The organism is Methyloceanibacter sp. wino2 (assembly GCF_003071365.1).
GTDB lineage: Bacteria > Pseudomonadota > Alphaproteobacteria > Rhizobiales > Methyloligellaceae > Methyloceanibacter.
Genome location: NZ_CP028960.1, coordinates 673,034 through 689,861 on the forward strand (window position 1 = coordinate 673,034; position 16,828 = coordinate 689,861).

At 63.2% G+C, this 16,828-nt stretch carries 15 protein-coding genes; 7 read left to right on the forward strand and 8 right to left on the reverse strand.

The window, feature by feature from the left end; genetic code table 11:
- Window positions 1-2 precede the first annotated feature (2 nt).
- Both DCY11_RS03065 and DCY11_RS03070 read right to left on the reverse strand, forming a co-directional pair.
- Entirely contained in the window at window positions 3-1,769 is a 1,767-nt protein-coding gene (locus tag DCY11_RS03065) for a L,D-transpeptidase family protein (RefSeq protein WP_159079765.1), read from the reverse strand.
- 188 nt (window positions 1,770-1,957) lie between these two features.
- Complete coding sequence (locus tag DCY11_RS03070) at window positions 1,958-2,413, reverse strand: hypothetical protein (protein ID WP_108681207.1); 456 nt, start codon at window positions 2,411-2,413, stop codon at window positions 1,958-1,960.
- A gap of 260 nt (window positions 2,414-2,673) precedes the next feature.
- On the opposite strand from DCY11_RS03070, the gene DCY11_RS03075 reads away from it, so the two are divergent.
- Together DCY11_RS03075 and DCY11_RS03080 are read left to right on the forward strand one after the other, a co-directional pair.
- Window positions 2,674-3,168, forward strand: coding sequence for a hypothetical protein (locus tag DCY11_RS03075; protein WP_108681208.1), 495 nt, complete (start codon window positions 2,674-2,676; stop codon window positions 3,166-3,168).
- Between the two features lie 33 nt (window positions 3,169-3,201).
- The gene (locus DCY11_RS03080; protein ID WP_108681209.1) at window positions 3,202-4,323 is read left to right on the forward strand and encodes a DUF937 domain-containing protein; all 1,122 of its coding nucleotides are present in this window, start codon (window positions 3,202-3,204) and stop codon (window positions 4,321-4,323) included.
- Window positions 4,324-4,385: 62 nt separating this feature from the next.
- Here the strand turns inward: DCY11_RS03080 and DCY11_RS03085 are convergent, their stop codons facing one another.
- Window positions 4,386-5,006, reverse strand: a complete 621-nt coding sequence (locus tag DCY11_RS03085) for a TetR/AcrR family transcriptional regulator (RefSeq protein WP_159079766.1) — start codon at window positions 5,004-5,006, stop codon at window positions 4,386-4,388.
- 444 nt (window positions 5,007-5,450) lie between these two features.
- On the opposite strand from DCY11_RS03085, the gene DCY11_RS03090 reads away from it, so the two are divergent.
- The gene (locus DCY11_RS03090; protein ID WP_159079767.1) at window positions 5,451-6,068 is read left to right on the forward strand and encodes a hypothetical protein; all 618 of its coding nucleotides are present in this window, start codon (window positions 5,451-5,453) and stop codon (window positions 6,066-6,068) included.
- Between the two features lie 88 nt (window positions 6,069-6,156).
- Here the strand turns inward: DCY11_RS03090 and DCY11_RS03095 are convergent, their stop codons facing one another.
- Together DCY11_RS03095 and serA are read right to left on the reverse strand one after the other, a co-directional pair.
- A complete protein-coding gene (locus tag DCY11_RS03095) occupies window positions 6,157-6,813 on the reverse strand; it encodes an HAD-IB family phosphatase (protein ID WP_108681212.1) in 657 nt (218 codons plus the stop codon).
- Entirely contained in the window at window positions 6,810-8,402 is a 1,593-nt protein-coding gene (gene serA, locus DCY11_RS03100) for a phosphoglycerate dehydrogenase (RefSeq protein ID WP_108681213.1), read from the reverse strand. The genes DCY11_RS03095 and serA overlap by 4 nt, the downstream gene beginning before the upstream one ends.
- A 384-nt stretch (window positions 8,403-8,786) precedes the next feature.
- Here serA and DCY11_RS03105 point away from each other — a divergent pair, with 384 nt between their 5' ends.
- Both DCY11_RS03105 and DCY11_RS03110 read left to right on the forward strand, forming a co-directional pair.
- The gene (locus DCY11_RS03105; RefSeq protein ID WP_108681214.1) at window positions 8,787-9,359 is read left to right on the forward strand and encodes a hypothetical protein; all 573 of its coding nucleotides are present in this window, start codon (window positions 8,787-8,789) and stop codon (window positions 9,357-9,359) included.
- Window positions 9,360-9,662: 303 nt separating this feature from the next.
- Window positions 9,663-10,367 (forward strand): zinc metallopeptidase, encoded by a 705-nt coding sequence (locus DCY11_RS03110; RefSeq protein ID WP_108681215.1) that lies wholly within the window; start codon window positions 9,663-9,665, stop codon window positions 10,365-10,367.
- 36 nt (window positions 10,368-10,403) lie between these two features.
- On the opposite strand, the gene DCY11_RS03115 is transcribed toward DCY11_RS03110, so the two are convergent.
- Together DCY11_RS03115 and DCY11_RS03120 are read right to left on the reverse strand one after the other, a co-directional pair.
- Window positions 10,404-11,057 (reverse strand): 3-oxoacid CoA-transferase subunit B, encoded by a 654-nt coding sequence (locus DCY11_RS03115; protein WP_108681216.1) that lies wholly within the window; start codon window positions 11,055-11,057, stop codon window positions 10,404-10,406.
- Window positions 11,054-11,710 carry a 3-oxoacid CoA-transferase subunit A gene (locus DCY11_RS03120; protein WP_108681217.1) on the reverse strand — a complete coding sequence of 219 codons (657 nt, stop codon included), beginning with the start codon at window positions 11,708-11,710 and terminating at the stop codon, window positions 11,054-11,056. The genes DCY11_RS03115 and DCY11_RS03120 overlap by 4 nt, the downstream gene beginning before the upstream one ends.
- Before the next feature lie 563 nt (window positions 11,711-12,273).
- Between DCY11_RS03120 and DCY11_RS03125 the strand changes: the two genes are divergently transcribed.
- Entirely contained in the window at window positions 12,274-14,628 is a 2,355-nt protein-coding gene (locus tag DCY11_RS03125; RefSeq protein WP_108681218.1) for an RND family transporter, read from the forward strand.
- A gap of 2 nt (window positions 14,629-14,630) precedes the next feature.
- Here DCY11_RS03125 and DCY11_RS03130 read toward each other — a convergent pair whose 3' ends face one another.
- The gene (locus DCY11_RS03130; RefSeq protein WP_108681219.1) at window positions 14,631-15,476 is read right to left on the reverse strand and encodes an SDR family oxidoreductase; all 846 of its coding nucleotides are present in this window, start codon (window positions 15,474-15,476) and stop codon (window positions 14,631-14,633) included.
- 191 nt (window positions 15,477-15,667) lie between these two features.
- Between DCY11_RS03130 and DCY11_RS03135 the strand changes: the two genes are divergently transcribed.
- A complete protein-coding gene (locus tag DCY11_RS03135; protein WP_108681220.1) occupies window positions 15,668-16,822 on the forward strand; it encodes a fatty acid desaturase in 1,155 nt (384 codons plus the stop codon).
- Window positions 16,823-16,828 lie beyond the last annotated feature (6 nt).

The window sequence follows — 16,828 nt, forward strand, 5'->3', positions numbered from 1 at the left end:
GCCTAGCGACCGCGCCGGAAGAGGCCGAATCCGCGCGGAGCCGAGACTGAGCGCCGCGTGGTCGTCCTTTGTCTCGTGATGACGCGACGACGCTGCGTTTCTTCGCGGGCGAAGCGTTTCTTCTGCGAGGCGCGTTGACGCGCAAGATTGCGCTGTTCGGCCTTTGCCTTCTCCGCGACCACGTTGGACTTGGCCGAGTCAGTCGTCCGCACGATGAAGTCGTCACCCTCTGGCAGGACAGATGAGTGCTTGCCGACATCGGCGACGATGAACGACGCGCCCGACGTCAGGCCCCCGGCGATCTCGTCCTTCATATCGTCGGGAATCGTGATCCGGTCGAGCACCGACTGGGAGTCCTCGCCCTCAAGGCTGAACCCGACCCAGCCTGGATCACTCCCGTCGCTGGGCTGCACATAGGTGAAAAGATGCGTCCCGAGCGGCTTCTTGGGATCGTTCAGCTGCACCGGAACATGCCGGACCCGGCTGAAGCCTTTGCGCAAGAACAGATAGGCATCGGGAAGCGGGCCCTTGCCGGCGGCCTCGTAGACTTTGGCCGCGATGTCCTCGCTGAAGCTCCCCCGCTGCCGCAGGCCATGATCTTTTTCGAAGGCACGAATGGCCTTCCTGGTGCCGTCCCCGAGGTAGCCGACGAATTGATCCTGGGGTTCGAGGTAGCCCATGGCCGCGAGAGCCTCTTGCGTGCCGATCGCGATGTCTCGCTCCTCACGGCGGGTCACGAGAATATGCCAGGGCTTTTCATCTTCTTCGACGTCGCTGGCCTCACCGGTCGCAACTGCAAGCTTCTCCTCGGGCGCAAAGGCGGCCGCCAGGGCGCCGGCGCGAAGGCCCGCATCGACGCTGTCGTCAGCCGATACATCACTCGGGTCCGCCGCCGCTGCCGGCATCACCAGGGCGGCGCTCTCGATGCGCTTCGGCGCGACCATCGGCCCCGTCGTCATGGCGACCTTGCCGCCGACCTCCGTCATGCGGAAGAGTTTAGGCGCAAACGCATAGGGCATGCGTACACAGCCATGGGACGCCGGATAGTTCGGCACGGCACCGGCATGCAATGCGGTTCCCGAGCGCGTCAGGCGCTGCATCCACGGCATCGGTGCGGCGTCATACAGGTTAGAGAAGTGCTCCGGCTTCTTCTCCAGAATGCCGAAAACGCCGGTCAGCGTTTGGTATCCGGTCTTGCCGCTCGACACGCGGGTGCTCTCGACACGCTCAAGTCCGCGGTAGACATGGAGCTGCTGGTCTTTCAGCGAGATGATGAGCGTTAGCGGCTCGGCGATATGCCGCCCGCTGATGTCCGTGGACGCGATTTCCACGGGCTCAATCGGTTCGCTCGGCTCGATTTCCACCAGGTCGTCGCGCGCTACCGTCTCAGCCAACGGCTCCGGCACCGCTTTGGACTGGAGGGCGATTTCCTTGAGAGACGGTGTCGTCAGCGAGACCGGCATGAGCTTGGCGGCCTCGAGCGGCACGGCGTCGGGCAGTTGGAGGCCCGCCAGTTGCTCGTGGCGCGGTTCCGCGGCATCAAGGTTTTCGGACATTGCAATTGGCTGCATGACCTGAACCACGTCGAGCCCGTCGGACAGCTCCTGTTCCTGTGTGTCAAGCTCGGAGGTCTCGATGGGTTCGCTGTCGCCAGCGACGACCGGTGCATCGGTGATACCTGCGGGGCCGGTGTCGATCAGCTCGACCAGCGGCGCCTTGGAGATTTCCGCCGCATCCGAAGCACTCATGGCCGAAAGCGAAGCACTCATGGCCGAAGGCTGCGTTTCAGCCGCACCCGCGCACAGCGGGAGCGCCGGGACGAATAAGACTGCCAAGGTGGAGAGGTGCGTAAACCTCATAATTCTTCCTCGCTGCGGTCAAACGAGTGGAATCACACACCCGTTTTCCGGGAAACTGGTTACAAGAACGTGACGCAAATCTCGATTTCTGCGCCGATCTATTTCGTCAGCTCAACGTCGACCCGGCTCGACGGCACGAGGCGCTGAACGCAATCTGACTTGGTTTTTTTGCCCTGCTGGCACTCAAGCACACCGTTGATCAGGAAACTCCCGATCTTGTCGCAGGCGATCTTCTTGAACTCGAACATCCGCAAGGTGCGCTTCTTGGCATCGAGCGGCGCGACGCTCATGGCGAACCGGCGCTCGAAAACATCTTCGGAGTTGAAAACGACCAGATCGATTTTCAGCTTGTCGTATTCGGCAGCGCCCTGGTTATCGAAGACGAAATAGGCCTGACAGCCGGCCGCATCGTTGCTCAACTTATTGAGTTCCATGCTGACCTCGTCTGTAGCCGCCTTCGCCGACGGCTGTCCGGCCATGAACACACTCACGACGACCGCCGTGACTGCGAAACTGGCGCGTCTTACGCCAAGGCCGAATGCTCCACCGCGCATACATCCCCCTCTGATGCCCGTTGTCTGCCACGAATAACCCGTTAGGTGTAACCAACTACGCCAATTTACAAGGCCATCATTGTCATTAACCGCCACGCACGGACTTTGTTCGCCAAAAAGGTTGCCGAATGCGGGAGAACGATCAGGATACACTGTCCGTTCTAGATGGTCGGGCACGCACATCGCCCCCGCGAAGATCGCGTTGCTTCGATATTGTGCAGTTCTTTTGATAGGAACTTACGTTCTATGAGGAGGTGCCGATGGCCGACAAACAAAGCTTCACACAAGACGAATGGATCACGATCCTGATGAGCCCGACGATCGCCGGCATGGCGATCACAGCTGCCGACCCCAGCGGACTGTGGGGAATGCTCAAGGAGTCGTTTGCAAGCGGCACAGCCCTCGCCACGGCCAAGTCGGATCCGAATGCCAGTCCGTTGGTCAAAGCCGTCGTCACCGACTTCGAGTCCGCGGATGGGCGCGGTGAAATCATAGAAGCCCTGAAGGCACGCTTTGCCGGCGCCACGCCAGACGACATCGTGCCCAAGGCTTTGTCCGTCCTCGCCGATGTCGCCCGCATTCTGGATACCAAGGCGCCTGAAGACGCCGCCGCCTTCAAGGCCTGGCTGGAAGAGATCAGCTTGAAGGTTGCGGAAGCCTCCAAGGAAGGCGGCTTTCTCGGCTTTGGCGGGGTCAGGGTGAGCGACGCGGAAAAAGCGACATTGGCCGACATACAGAAGACCCTCAGCGCTTGAGCTGCGGGCAACTCACGGAAGGAGGATTCCAGCATGGCAACGTTGCAAGACATCCTCGCCGCCTCCCAGCACGGCGACGCCATGAACCTCATCGCACGTGCCTACGACCTGACGCCTGAACAGACCGAGGCCGCCGTCGCCGCCCTTCTGCCTGCGATCTCCCTGGGCCTGAAACGGTCCACCGCGACGCCCGAAGGGCTCGGTGACCTGTTCGATGTGGCCGGGCGCCAGCCCAGTCTTTACGCCATGTACGATGACCCGGACGTCGCGCTCTCGCCGGAAGGGGTCGCTTCCGGCAACGCGGTCTTGGCCAACCTGTTCGGGTCACCGCAGGCCAGCCGAGCGGTCGCCGCCCACGCGCAGCAACTGTCCGGCGTGGGCGGGGCGATCCTCGAGAAGATCCTGCCTGTTTTGGTGGGGATGCTTCTGTCGGGTCTGATGCGCGGCAGTTCGGGTCAGGCCGAACCCGCACCACAACAGCCGATGCCACGGCAACCGATGCCGAGACAGCCTGTGCCCCAACAGCCGGGGCCCGGCGGCGGGGGAATCTTCGATATCTTCCGCGAGATTTTCCAGCAAGGCGGCGGCTCGTCGGCGCCCTATCAGCCGGGGCAAAGTCCGGTGCCGCCTATTGGCGATATCCTGGATTCGGTCGGCGACGGGCGCCGCGCGCCTGCGGAGCCCGCACGGCCGAAGTTTCCCGTCCCGGACGTCTCTGCCGAACTGCCGGACACAGACACACAATCGCAGCCGGTTCCCCGTCCCCCTGCATCCGGCGGCGATCAAACCTTCCCGGGCGGCCCGGCGACACCGGGCGGCGACATCTTCGGACAGATCTTGAAGGAACTCGGCAAGGCCGTTCAGGAGGGGCGCGTCAAACCGGTGATCGTCGGCCCGGGCGGCACAGGCACTCCCGCTGGCGGCGGACAGGTGCAGCCTCAAGGCGGGGGCATCTTCGGCGATATCCTGAAGGAGATCCTCGGCGGTGCTCTCGGCCAAGGCCGCTCAGCACGTCAGTCGCTCGCAGCCTCGGGCGCAGGCTCTATGGTCTTCGGAAACGCGCTTGAACACGGCACGAGCCTTGACGAGCACGACACGGCGAGCTTGCAGGAAATTTTCGATCGTTTCGGAGCGATACCGCCCCAGGCGGATTGACGCGGCGGGCCTGCCTGCGCGGATTGAATCTCAGAGGTGCGAAGTCGTGTGCCACCGCCGGCCTAGACAGTCACGTCGGCCCCGGCGTCCGCCGGGATGCAAACGTCGCCCGGCAAACACGGATTGGCGAAAAAGCCTTCCGCCCACCGCAGCCGCTCGTCGGGATCGCGCAATGCTTCGGGGACATAGATGATCCCCTTCCCCACCTGATACGCGAGGAAAGCGTGGGTGCGGAATTCGAGCTCCGCGCCTTCGAAACCCATCTCGGCAAAAAGCGACCGGCAAAAGAGGTGGCGCCTGGCGTCGACCTTCCGAACCGTCTCGGCCACGGACGGCTCTTGAGCCGCCCAACTCCGAAAGGCGATGTCATACCGATCCAACCGCTCGCGAACGATGAGGCGCATCATCTCGAGGACGCGCTCGCGCGCGGGCACCTGAAGGGCCCCGATCTCCTTGATGACGCGATCCGTGTAGCTCCGAGACCAGTAGTCGAGGAGCTTCTGGACGAAATCGTCCCGCGATTTGAAATGATGATAGAAGCTGCCTTTGGTGACGCCGAGATCGGCCGCGAGTTTGTCGATCCGCAGCTTTGCCTGGCCTTCCTCGGCCAGAACATTCAGCGCCGCGGCGAGCCACGTTTCCCGGTGGAAGCGCGGACCGGATTCAACCCGTCGTTTCAGCACCCTAAACCCCTGAAAAGCCAGCCAGTGCACCTCTGATTGGCTTTGGTAACATGGCCTCCAGAACCGTGCCAAAACGCAGGCTTGGTAAAAATGACGGGAATATGTTGCAAATGTTGTGGCTAGCCACCGGAACTTGGCCTCTCGCCATTGTTCTGGCCGGATGATGTCTGGGCACACCCAACGATGCGGTGCTGCGCTCTTCGCGCCGTAGTCGGCGGAGCCAAAGTTTTTCGCATGCCGGCAGGTATTGATCTGTGCAGTTAGGCCGACAGTCACCACATTGCTGTTACGGGAGTCCCGTATCGCTGCAGCGTCCCGACAATGCTTTCAATGCTGTCGCTACGCGGCTTTCGGCCAGCAGCCGCACATACAAGAAGAGAGCGGCAATGGAATTGGTGTCCAATTGGCTGTCCCTGGAAACTCCAAGCAAGTGAGGCCTGAGATATGAGTGAACAATCTCCCCTTCAGAACAGTGTGAATGTCTTCGTCGATTGGGCGAAAGCACGTCTCGACGAGATGGCCGCCAACGCCGGAACGCTGCAGGCCAATCTCGATAAGCTCGATGCGAATTCGCGCGCGCAAGCCGAGCAGGCCATTGCGCAATTGAATCAATGGGTCGAGCAAGGCCAGCGCGATATCAAGACCGCGCAAGCGCAGGGCGAGGCTTCCGTGGCACAGGCCAAGGCCGACATGGAAACCCTCTGGGCCAACTTTCAGAACAACGCCGGCGACTGGGCCGGTCTTCTGAAGGACAATCAGGCAATGTTCCAGGCGCGGGCCCAAGCGCAAGTTCAAGCCTGGCAGGACACGGTCAACGCGTACATGGCGCGCGTGAGCGACGTCCACGACAAGAACAAGGCGCAAGCGCAGGCACAGGTCGCGCAGCTCCAGGCGGACGCCAAGAAGGCCCAAGCGGATCTCGCGGCGAAAGTCGACGAACTGACCAAGGCTGGCCAATCCTCCTGGTCGGCGATGAGCGACGCGCTCGACCAGTCGCGCAATGCCTTTGCGAAGTCGCTTGAGACGACAGCTAAGAACTTCAACGACGCGATGAAGAGCTAGCGGCCCGAGACGTCACAGGCGTGATGCGAGAGTTTTGTGGGAGGCGCCGTTCGGTGCCTCCCATTTTCATGATTGCCGCAGCCTAGCTTTACAGGAGTGCGTCGAGAACCGCCGTGAGCGACGGCCCGGCGACGAAGACGTCGGCCCCCGATTTCACCGTCTCGCGGACGACCACGCCGCCGAAGCCGACGATAAAGGCCCCGGCTTCACGCGCTTCGATGTCCGTCGCGCCGTCGCCGACGAGGGCCACCGACCGTTCCCCGCCGCTCAATAGGCGGCAGATTTCGGCCTTGCCCCCTGGCTGGGCCAGGGGCGAGTTCCGGTCGAAATCGCAATAGGCACCGTCGCCGCCGAACATCACGTCGACGGCGTGGACATTCGCCACCGGCACGCCGAGCGTGTCTGCCAAGGGCAGAATTGCCTGCCGCAGTCCGCCGCTGATAATGTGAACGTCCGTCCCGGCGCCGCACAGAGCCTGCACAGACTCCTCCGCGCCCGGGACCATCTGTTCCACGTAGAGCTGCGCCAGCCATTCGACCGCCGCCCGGTCAGGCCGCACGAGGTCCAGGCGCCTCCCGTACACGGCGTCGAGCGCGATCTCGCCCGCCATGGCCGCCGCCGTCAGCGGAGCCACCTCTTGCTCCACCCCGGAGCGGCGCGCCAATTCATCGATGCCCTCCACCCGGCTGAGGGTGCTGTCACAGTCGAAGCAGACGATGTCGAAGGGCTTGCCGGACGCCGTCACAGCGCAAAGCCCACGGCCTGCTCGATGGGCGGCAGCGACCGGATCTCCTCCATGGCCGCGGCCGACAGGGAAGCCGAAATGCTGATCAGCGCAATGGCGGTGTCGGGGTCATCGCCCACGCCCACCTGCATGCGCGAGATGTTGATGTTCTCGCGGCCCAAGATGCTGCCCAGTGCGCCGACGACGCCCGGCTGATCCTGATGGCGCGTGAAGAGGAAGTTCCCCTTGGGGATGGCTTCCACGTCGTAACCGTCGATCCGCACAAGTCGCGCATGGCTGCCGCCGAGCAACGTTCCCGCCACGGTCGTCGTACGCCCGCCGCTCTGCGCCGAGATCTCCACCAGCGAAACGAAATCCCGCGCCTCCTCGGTTCGCGACTCGGTCACCTCGATGCCCTGCTCCTTGGCGAGATGGCCGGCGTTGACCCGGTTCACCCGCCCGGTCATGCGCTGGCTGAGCAACCCCACCAGTGCCTCGGCGGTGATGGGCCGCGAATCCAACTCCGTTACCCGGCCGAACAGGTGCACGTCCAATTGTGAGATCGGCCCTTCGCAGAGCGCTCCCACGAGACGGCCGAGCGCATAGGCCAGGCTCTGGTATGGCCCGGTCTGTGTGAGCTGGTCGGCCGTAACGCGGGGCAGATTGACTGCTGTCTCAGCGGCACCGGTACTTAGGAACTTGATCATGTCCTCGGCGATGCGAAGGCTCACGGCTTGCTGCGCCTCCTCCGTCGAGGCGCCCAGATGCGGTGTAAAGACAACGTTGTCCAATCCGAGCAGCGGCGATCCCGTGGGCGGCTCGGCTTCGTAGACATCGAGCGCGGCACCGGCGAGGTGTCCGCTCTGCAAGGCATCGAGCAGCGCCGCCTCGTCGATGAGGCCGCCGCGCGCGCAATTGATAATGCGGGCGCCCGGCTTCATCGTGGCCAAGCGGGGCGCGTCGAGTAGGTGATGCGTCTTGTCGCTCAAGGGGCAATGAAGCGTGACGTAGTCCGCGGATGCGAGTAGCGTCTCGAGATCGGCGGCCTCGGCTCCGTGTTGGGCCATGATCTCCGGCGCAACGAAGGGGTCATAGGCAAGCACCCGCATTTTCAGGGACGCACATCGCTCAGCGACAAGGCGTCCGATCGTCCCAAAACCAATCACGCCGATCGTCTTGCCGGAGAGCTCGACGCCGGAGTAGCGCGCTGGCTTCCACTCGCCGCCTCGCACGGCGCGGTCCGCCTGGGGCAGATTGCGGCTGAGCGACATCAGGTGGGCGATGGAAAGTTCCGCCGTGGTCGTGGCGTTCGCGTCCGGCGTATTGAAGACGACGATCCCGCGCTCGGTGGCGGACGGGATGTCGATGTTGTCGACGCCGATCCCCGCCCGGCCGACGGCCCGCAGGCGGTTCGCCGCCTCGATGACGGGTTTGGTGACCTTGGTCTTGGAACGGACGATCAGGGCGTCATAGTCGCCGATCCGCGCGATCAATGCCTCCTCGTCGAGCCCTGTTTCGACATCGGCGCGAATGCGGGCGTCGCTGTCGAGAATATCGCGGCCCGAATCGTGGATCGGATCGGCGATCAGGACACTGTAGAGCGCACTCATGGGGTACCCCTTCCTGGCTCTTGGGAATTGCTCGTTTTGCTGCAGTGCAAGAATGCCAGTCTCCGCGTCCCCTGCAAGGGCCTCCCTGTCTCGTCCTTTGGGACAATGGAAGGGCCTTGGATCGGCGATCGCGCGTGTTTGAAGGCCGATCAAGGGTCCCCAAGGTTTCACTAACCATGGCCGCTAACCAAGCGAGCTAACCATCGGAGAAAGAACAAGAAGCGCTGGGGGCACCGATGCGGTAGCGTCTTCGTGGCGTCGCGCCGATGTCCGGATTCGGGGGGACAGGCGGCCTATCGCCCAATCAATCGAGGGGCCCGGTTGAAACGCGAGACGCGCTCCCCCATCTAAACGGTACGGGGGGCCAGGTTCGGAGATCTGGCCATGACAAGGTTTGTACTCTTTATCGCTCTACTCATCGGCATCGCCTATGTGCTGACTGAGCCGCCTGAGTCCAAGATGGCACTCAGCGCGAACGAGATTCCCATCCACAACGATAAGCCGCTTCTGACATCTTGGGGCCCGACCCTCGGGTCGCTCCGCGATGGCATTCGCGTTCGCCCGCGGGCCGCGACCACGATGCTGGCCGCGAACGAAACGTCGGAACCGTACGGCAGCCAGAGTTCGAGTTCTGCGGGCACGGTCGAGACGGCGGCCCTTGCAGCCAACACGCCGGCCGAGGATCACCCAGACGTCCAGCGGCATGAGCCCACGACGGTCGCGAGCGTCCAGGAGCCTACACATCCTAAGCAGCCGGTGGCCGAACCCGCTGTCGACCGCATCGCCGCGGCACTTCCGCCTCAGCGGCGGGGCCTCTTCAGCCGGGCCTTGGCGCCGCAAGCTACGCGCGAAACGCGCGAGGTCCAGGCAGCGCCGCGCAATCGCGGTCTGTTCAAGCGCCTCCTGGGGCGGAACAAGCAGCCGGCACGCGCCTGGGCTCTGGGACCGGCGCGATAAAACCTCATAAGCAAGACTTCAGGCGGCACGCGAAAATAGCGTAGACTCCCGGCGTCGCGCGCGCATGTGCCCGCGCGGCATGTTGTCTTGGGAGGATCGCACCATGCAGGGCGAAACCGTCACGATTTGGGGCGTGCTGGCCGCCGTGGGGATTGGCGTGATCCTCGCCGTTCTAATCGCGTTCGCATTCAACACCTGGAAGAGGCGCGGGTAGACCAAAAGGAGCGGCTCGGCGGCGGAGCTCTTCGAAGCTCATCGGCCATCCGCCGGGACAGCCCGCTCCCAGTGCCTTCCGCGAGAGCCATGTTCGAGGACCCGCTATTTTGGATCTTGGTCGCGCCCGGTCTCTTGCTGGGCTTCTATGCGCAGGCGCGGATCAAGAAGAACGTCACGGAATATTCCCAGGTGCGGACCACCAGCGGGATCACCGGTGCGCAGGTCGCGCGGCGACTGCTCGACGCCAAGGGTCTGCAGGACGTAGCCATCGAATCCACGCCGGGCGTCCTCAGCGACCACTACGATCCAGCCGCAAAAGTGCTGCGGTTGAGTCAGGACGTCTATTTCACGCCGAGCGTCGCGGCTGCTGGTATTGCCGCGCATGAAACCGGCCACGCAATCCAGGACGCCGAGGATTACGGGCCCATGGAATTCCGCACCCATGTGGTGCCCTTCGTGCAATTCGCCGGGCAGATCGCGCCGTGGCTGTTCGTGGCGGGCCTGGTTCTTCAGGCCAACGCCCTGACCTGGAGCGGCGTCATTCTCTTCGGCGCGTCCTTCGTCTTTGCGCTGCTGACGCTGCCCGTCGAGTTCGACGCCAGCCGCCGCGCGAAGAACCTGCTCGTGACGCACGGCATCATCGAGGGCGACACGCAGATCGACGGCGTCGATCACGTTCTCGATGCGGCGGCCTGGACGTATGTGGCGGCCGCCGTGTCGGCTATCGGCGTCTGGCTGTTCTACGTTTTCGTGCTGTTGTTCCGGGGGCGCGGGTCCGCGGCGCCGCGGTAGTGAGTTCGCGCGCGTGTCCGGTGTAGCCGTCGGAACTTAGGCGAGCTTCATTTCCAACGGCGGTTCATCGACGATCAGCTTCGCCGATGTGGCGGCGATGACGTCGTCCACGCTGGAATCGGAAGCCACCTCGCGCAGGACGAGCCCCTCTTCCGTCGGTTCGATCACGGCCATTTCCGTCACGATCAGACTGACCCGGCGGACGGCCGTGAGCGGCAAAGCGCATTCCGGCACGATCTTGGGCGTGCCCTTCGCGGTGTGGACCATGGCGACGACGACGCGCTTGGCGCCGGCGACGAGATCCATAGCGCCGCCCATGCCCGGCACCATCTTCCCGGGCACCATCCAGTTCGCCAGATAGCCACGCTCGTCGACCTGCAGCCCGCCCAGGACCGTCATGTCGAGATGGCCGCCGCGAATGATCCCAAACGACATGGCCGAGTCGATAGAGGCCGCGCCGGGAACGGCGGTGACGAAACCGCCGCCGGCATCCGTCAGGTTCGGATCTTCCATGCCCTCGGGCGGACGGGCGCCGAGGCCGATCACGCCGTTCTCGGCCTGGAAGAAAACATCAACCTGGTCGGGCAGATAGTTTGCGACCATGCTCGGCAAGCCGATGCCTAGATTGACGAGCGAACCGGGCTTGACCTCGAGCGCGACGCGGCGCGCGATGCGTTCCTTCGGGTTCATACGGGAGCCCTCTCAATCAAATGGTCGATCAGAATGCCGGGCGTCTTCACCGCGTCGGGCGGGATGACGCCGATAGGGACAATGCTTGTCGGCTCGGCAATGACAGTCTCGGCCGCCAGTGCCATGACAGGATTGAAATTGTGGGCCGTCAGCGAGAATTCCAGATTGCCCACATAGTCGGCGCGGCTCGCCGCAAGGAGCGCAATGTCACCCTTGATGGGCATCTCGAGAAGGTAAGGCTTGCCGTTCACTTCGACCTTCTCCTTACCCTCTTCGACCGGCGTCCCGATGCCCGTGGCCGTCAGTACACCGCCAAGCCCCACACCGCCTGCGCGAATGCGCTCGACCAGCGTCCCTTGAGGCACGAGTTCGACTTCCATCTCGCCGGAAATCATCTTGGCCTGGGTCTCGGGGTTGAGGCCGATATGGCTGACGATCGCCTTGGAGACGGCGCCGGCGGTTACCAGCTTGCCGATCGCCTTGCCCGGCATCGCCGTATCGTTCGCGACGATGGTGAGATCTTTGCGCCCCGCAGCGACAAGAGCATCGATGAGCCGGAGGGGTGAGCCGACCCCCATGAAGCCGCCAATCAAAACGGTCGCGCCGTCCGGGATCAGCTCCGCGGCGGCGGCGGCCGAAATTGCTTCTCTCATGCCAGTTTCCCCCAGTTGCGCAGCCAAAGATGTGCGGTGCCCATATCACCCCCGTGACATCGACGCCAGTCTTCGCCAGCATAGAGTGTAGCGACGCGGCAGCCCTCCCAACTGCGCCGTGTCGCCGCAGTTGAGCCAGCCGGCGCCGGAGAGCACCGCCCGACGCAAGTCCCTACCCTCTCTGGATTGCTACACAGACCACTGTATAAAAGGCTCCAAGCTCAAGGGGGCGCACGGGGGCGTCCAATCGGGACCGTTTCACGGGGCGGCCACGGCCAATCATTGGCTGCCGGCGCCTTTGGAACGCCTTAGAGATTCCGTCACTAGTGGCTCGTAAGCAGTTCTCACCGTATCCCGCCGCATGAAAGGCACGGAGACGACCACGGAACGGGCGAGTACGGGCGGAAAACCGAGGGTTTTCGGGACCGGGTGTCCTGTACGGCACCTGTTCCAAGGCACCTGTTCAAGTCCGCCAATTAAGGCTACAGGTCGGGGCTAATGGTTTGCGCCGGTGGGCAGAAGTAGACTCGATTCGGGGCGCGCGACTGAGAGGAAGATTTTCGATGACGGCTGGTTTCGGAATAGAGAAACTCGGGCTCGTTTCTCTACGATATCCTTGGTTATGCCTCCTAATCATCGCGGTGATTACGCCGTTTGCAATTTTCGGCGCCACCCACAACCGCTTTTCAAGCGACGTTCGCGAAATATTCCGCTCTGACGATCCGGCATTCGTCCAGCTCGATCTCCTCAACGAGCGTTTCCCCGCCAGCCAGCCCGACCTTCAGATCGTCACTGAATCCACGACGCCGTTCAACACCAAGGATCTCGAGGCGCTTCGCGCTCTTCGCGACAATCTGCTGAAGATCGACGGCGTCACCGGCGTGCTGTCCATGTTCACCGCGGTCACGGCGCCCGAGGATGAGGACGCCGAGTCCCTGCCGGTCTTTCCGGAAGACCTCTCGAAACTCCAAGACAACGACGCTGCGCGAAAAGAGATAACCGATCACCCGCTGGTCAAGGGCAAGCTCTTGGACGACGACTGGACCATCGCAGTCTTCGCGCTCACGCTGGAGCAATTAGCGCAGGACACGGAAGGGCAAGCGGCCGAACGCGCGCTTGTCGCCGAAATCGGCAAGACCACTCAAGAGACCTTGGCCGGGACCAACGTGACTGCGCGCCTGACCGGGCTTGCGGTGATACGCGACGAGATTCTGTCAGGGCTTTCGAGCGACCAGCAAATGTTCGGCCTCGTCGCGGTCGGACTCGGGATCATCGTCTGCTGGATCTTCCTGCGCAGCATTCCTCTCATCATTATCGCCGTCGTACCCGCCATCCTTGCCGTGGCCTGGCTGCGGGGCGGCATGTGGTTGTTCGGCCAGGACATCAACCTGCTGACGGGCATCGCGCCGACGATCATCCTCGTGATCGTGTTGTCCAACTGCCTACACTTGCTGTTCTCGATACGCCGCGGTCTCGAACGCGGCGATCCCCTGGAGGAGGCGATCGAGGGAGCTGTCAAGCGCGTCGGACCGGCCTGCGTACTGACGTCCTTGACGACGGCTCTGGCGATGTCATCGCTGATCTGGATGCCGCATTCGTTCATCGCGCATTTCGGCATCACCACGGCGTCCGGCACAGCCATGTCGCTGATCCTCACGCTGCTGATGGTCCCGGCTTTGTCCGTACTCCTCCTTCGCGGCTTCGCCAAGAAGGTCCACGGCAAGACGCAGAAGACCGATCTTTTCCGGAAAGGTATCGACGGCCTTTGCGAAAAGGCGGCGGACGCGGTCTCGTCGTTTCCGCGGGCCATCGCCCTGATCGGGCTGGTGCTGACTGCAGGCGGTCTCTGGCTCCATTTCCTGAACGAGCCGCAATACAGCTATGCCAACAACATGCCGCCGGAAAGTACGGCCCTGAAGGCGATCCAGGCCTACGACAGCAAGCTTGCTGGCGCGAGTACGCTCGAGGTGCTGTTGTACTTCCCCAAGAAGCACGCTCTGAAGTCGTACAAGACAATTGAGATCATTCGGCAGGTCCATAAGGTCCTCGACGACGAGCCCGCTTTTGGTGCGGTGACCTCGCTCCATACGGTCGAGGAGTGGCTCGGCGGCGGCGAAGTCGGTGAGGACCGGCTGATCGGTTTTCTGGAAGCCAAGAACACGCGGGACTTCGCCGCGAGCTTCGTGGCTCTCGATGAGAACGCGATCCGCATCTCGGCACAGTTCCACGCCATGACGTCCGACCAGATGACGCCGATCCTCGACAAGGTCGAGCGCAAGATGCGGAGGATCGAGGCAAAGAACCCGGGGCTCAAGATCGCCGTCACCGGGATCGTGCCGGTGTCGTCGGCGGCGAGCCATGAAATGATCAAGCAGCTCAACATCAGCCTAATCACGGCGATCGGTCTCATTCTCGTGCTGATCGGCGTCGGCATGCGGTCGCTGCGGGCCGGCCTTGCCAGCGTCCTGCCGAACCTATTCCCGATCGCCATGGGCGGCGCCTATCTGCACCTCGTGGAGGGCGGCCTCGAGTTCACCAGCCTTGTCGCCTTTGCGGTCGGTTTTGGCATCGCGGTCGACGCGACCATCCATTATCTCACCCGCTACCGCCTGGAGCGCGCGAGCCTGGACTCCGTGGCCGCCGCGCTCAGGAAGACCACCATGGATGTGGGCCCTGTCGTCATCATGGCCACGGTGCTCATCGCCGGCGGTATCGGCACGACGATGTTGAGCAAGCTGCCCACGGTGGCCCTCTACGGAACCATCGTCGTGATCGTGCTGACCTCGGCCGTGATCGGTGCGCTGTTGTTCCTGCCGGCCGTCATGTCGACGATGGAGCGCTACTGGCCCTCACGCGAGAATCGCGAAGCCACGGCAGCGTCGGACGAGACCGAAGAGCCCGGGGCGAAGTCCGCGTAAGCTCAGCGCGTGCGTGGAATGCCGAGATAGCGCGTTGTGCCGCGCCGGATGAAACGGCTCGGCACTTTGCCGCGCAGGAAGAAATCGAGCTTGGCGAAGAAGCCGACCGGATACCGGAACTTCGGATGCGGCGTCTCCAGTGCTTTGGCCACGACGTCCGCGACTTCCTTGGGATCACGTGCATTCTTGGCCGCATGCGCATCGGCGCCGCGCATCACCAGGCGCACCCAATTGGTATAGGGACCGCCAGGCGGCGTGACCCGCTCGGTCGCCTCCCAAATCTCGGTCTTGTAGGGGCCGGGCTCGATGAGAACGACGTCGATGCCGAACGGGTCCAGCTCGTAGGCAATGGACTCGGCCCAACCCTCCAAGGCCCATTTCGACGCGCAATAGATCGAGTTGGTGGGCTGGCCGGCAAAAGCCGACTGGCTGGAGATACAGACGATCCGGCCGTGCTTTTGCGCACGGAACGTCGGCAAGAGCGCGCGGGTCAGTCCGAGTACGCCGAAGAAGTTCGTTTCCATGACACGCCGGATTTCGGTGTCGGGCAGGTCTTCGTGGGCCCCGGCAATCGCGACCCCCGCATTGTGCACGACCGCGTCGAGCGTGCCGCCGGTCTGGGGCAAAATGTCCTCCACGGCAGCATCGATCGAGGCCGGATCGGTCACGTCGAGCGCCACGAACGTCAGGCGGCCGGGGCCGTCCGCCTCGCCCACCATCTTCTCCAGCGGTCCTTTCTTGTCGAGATTCCGCATGGTGGCGAAGACGTGCCAGCCCTTTGATACCAAGACCTTGGCCGTTATCCGACCAATGCCCGTAGACGTCCCTGTGATCAGTACCGTTCGCATAGCACTCCGTGCCCGTCAGGCTGTGGTCATGACCGCCTGTCGCCCAAGCAGCGCAATACCGGCCGGCATGGTTTTTCGAAAACAGCCGCCGTGCTGTCAGACGTCAAACTATGGCTTTTCCCCAGCTTCGAGATATGTAGCATAGGGACCGTAGGCACAAGCAAACCTAAGAGCGCACGAAGAGAAGGGCCGTGGTTTCGTCCACCAATGAGGCGAAGACACGCCGGACTTGGGGGTCCGGCATTCTCGCCGCCGGGCAGTACGCGTCGGCAAACATTCTACTGCTACTGGGATCCATCTCGCTGCTCGTCGGCGGCTGGATGCCGTTCGTGGTCATCCTGTTGATCATGGTGTTCGGGTCCTTCGCCGATGAGCTCAGCGGCGAAGACTTGGACCGGTTGGGCGACGGCGCCCGCAGCTTCTACAACGTCAATCTCTACCTGGCGCTGCCGCTCATGTGTCTGCTGGCCGTGCTGCTGGCGGTGTATGCAAGAAACACCACCATCACCGACCACCCGCTGCAGACGGTCGGGGTAATCTGGGTTGTCGGCTATCTCTTCGCCCTGGTGGGCGCCACGGTGGGCCACGAACTCACGCACCGGCAGGGGAGAATTCCCCAGACGGTCGCGCACGTATTGCTGGGCTTCACCTTCAACACGTCCTTCGTCATCTACCATGTCCACGTGCATCACCGCCGGGTGGGCAGCTACGACGAGGCCTCGACGGCCCGCCGCGGCGAGCGGCTCTTCCCGTTCCTGCTGCGCGCCATCCATGGGCAGTATGCGCAGGCAGCAAACGTCGAGGCGGAGCGGCTTCGCCGCAAGGGGCTCCCCGTCTGGTCCGGCCATAACAGATTCATACAGGCTCTGGCCGCACCTCTTGCCATCGTCGTCGTCGTGGTGCTCATCGGAGGTGCTTCCGCGCTTTTGCTCTTCGTTCTGGCCGCGCTGCTGGGGCGGTTCTTCCACGAGCTGATCAATTACGTGCAGCATTACGGCATCGTCCGCGCCGACAATGCGCCGATCCGGCCGCGTCATAGCTGGGACTGCTACCACCGGCTCTCGAACGTGCTGCATTACAATCTGCCGCGGCACTCCGATCACCACATGTTCGCGACCAAACCCTTCTGGCGTTTGGACACGGCGGAAGACGTGCCGATGCTTCCTTACGGCTATCAGACGATGGCGACGTTCGCGCTTGTGTACCCGGTCTGGCGGTACATCATGCAGCCACTGCTTGCGGACTGGGATACGCGCTTTGCGAGCGACGCCGAGCTCGAGATCATGCGGTCCCGAGGCTGGGAAGTCACCGAACGGCCTGTCGAGAACCCCTCAATCGCGGAGTGATTCCCG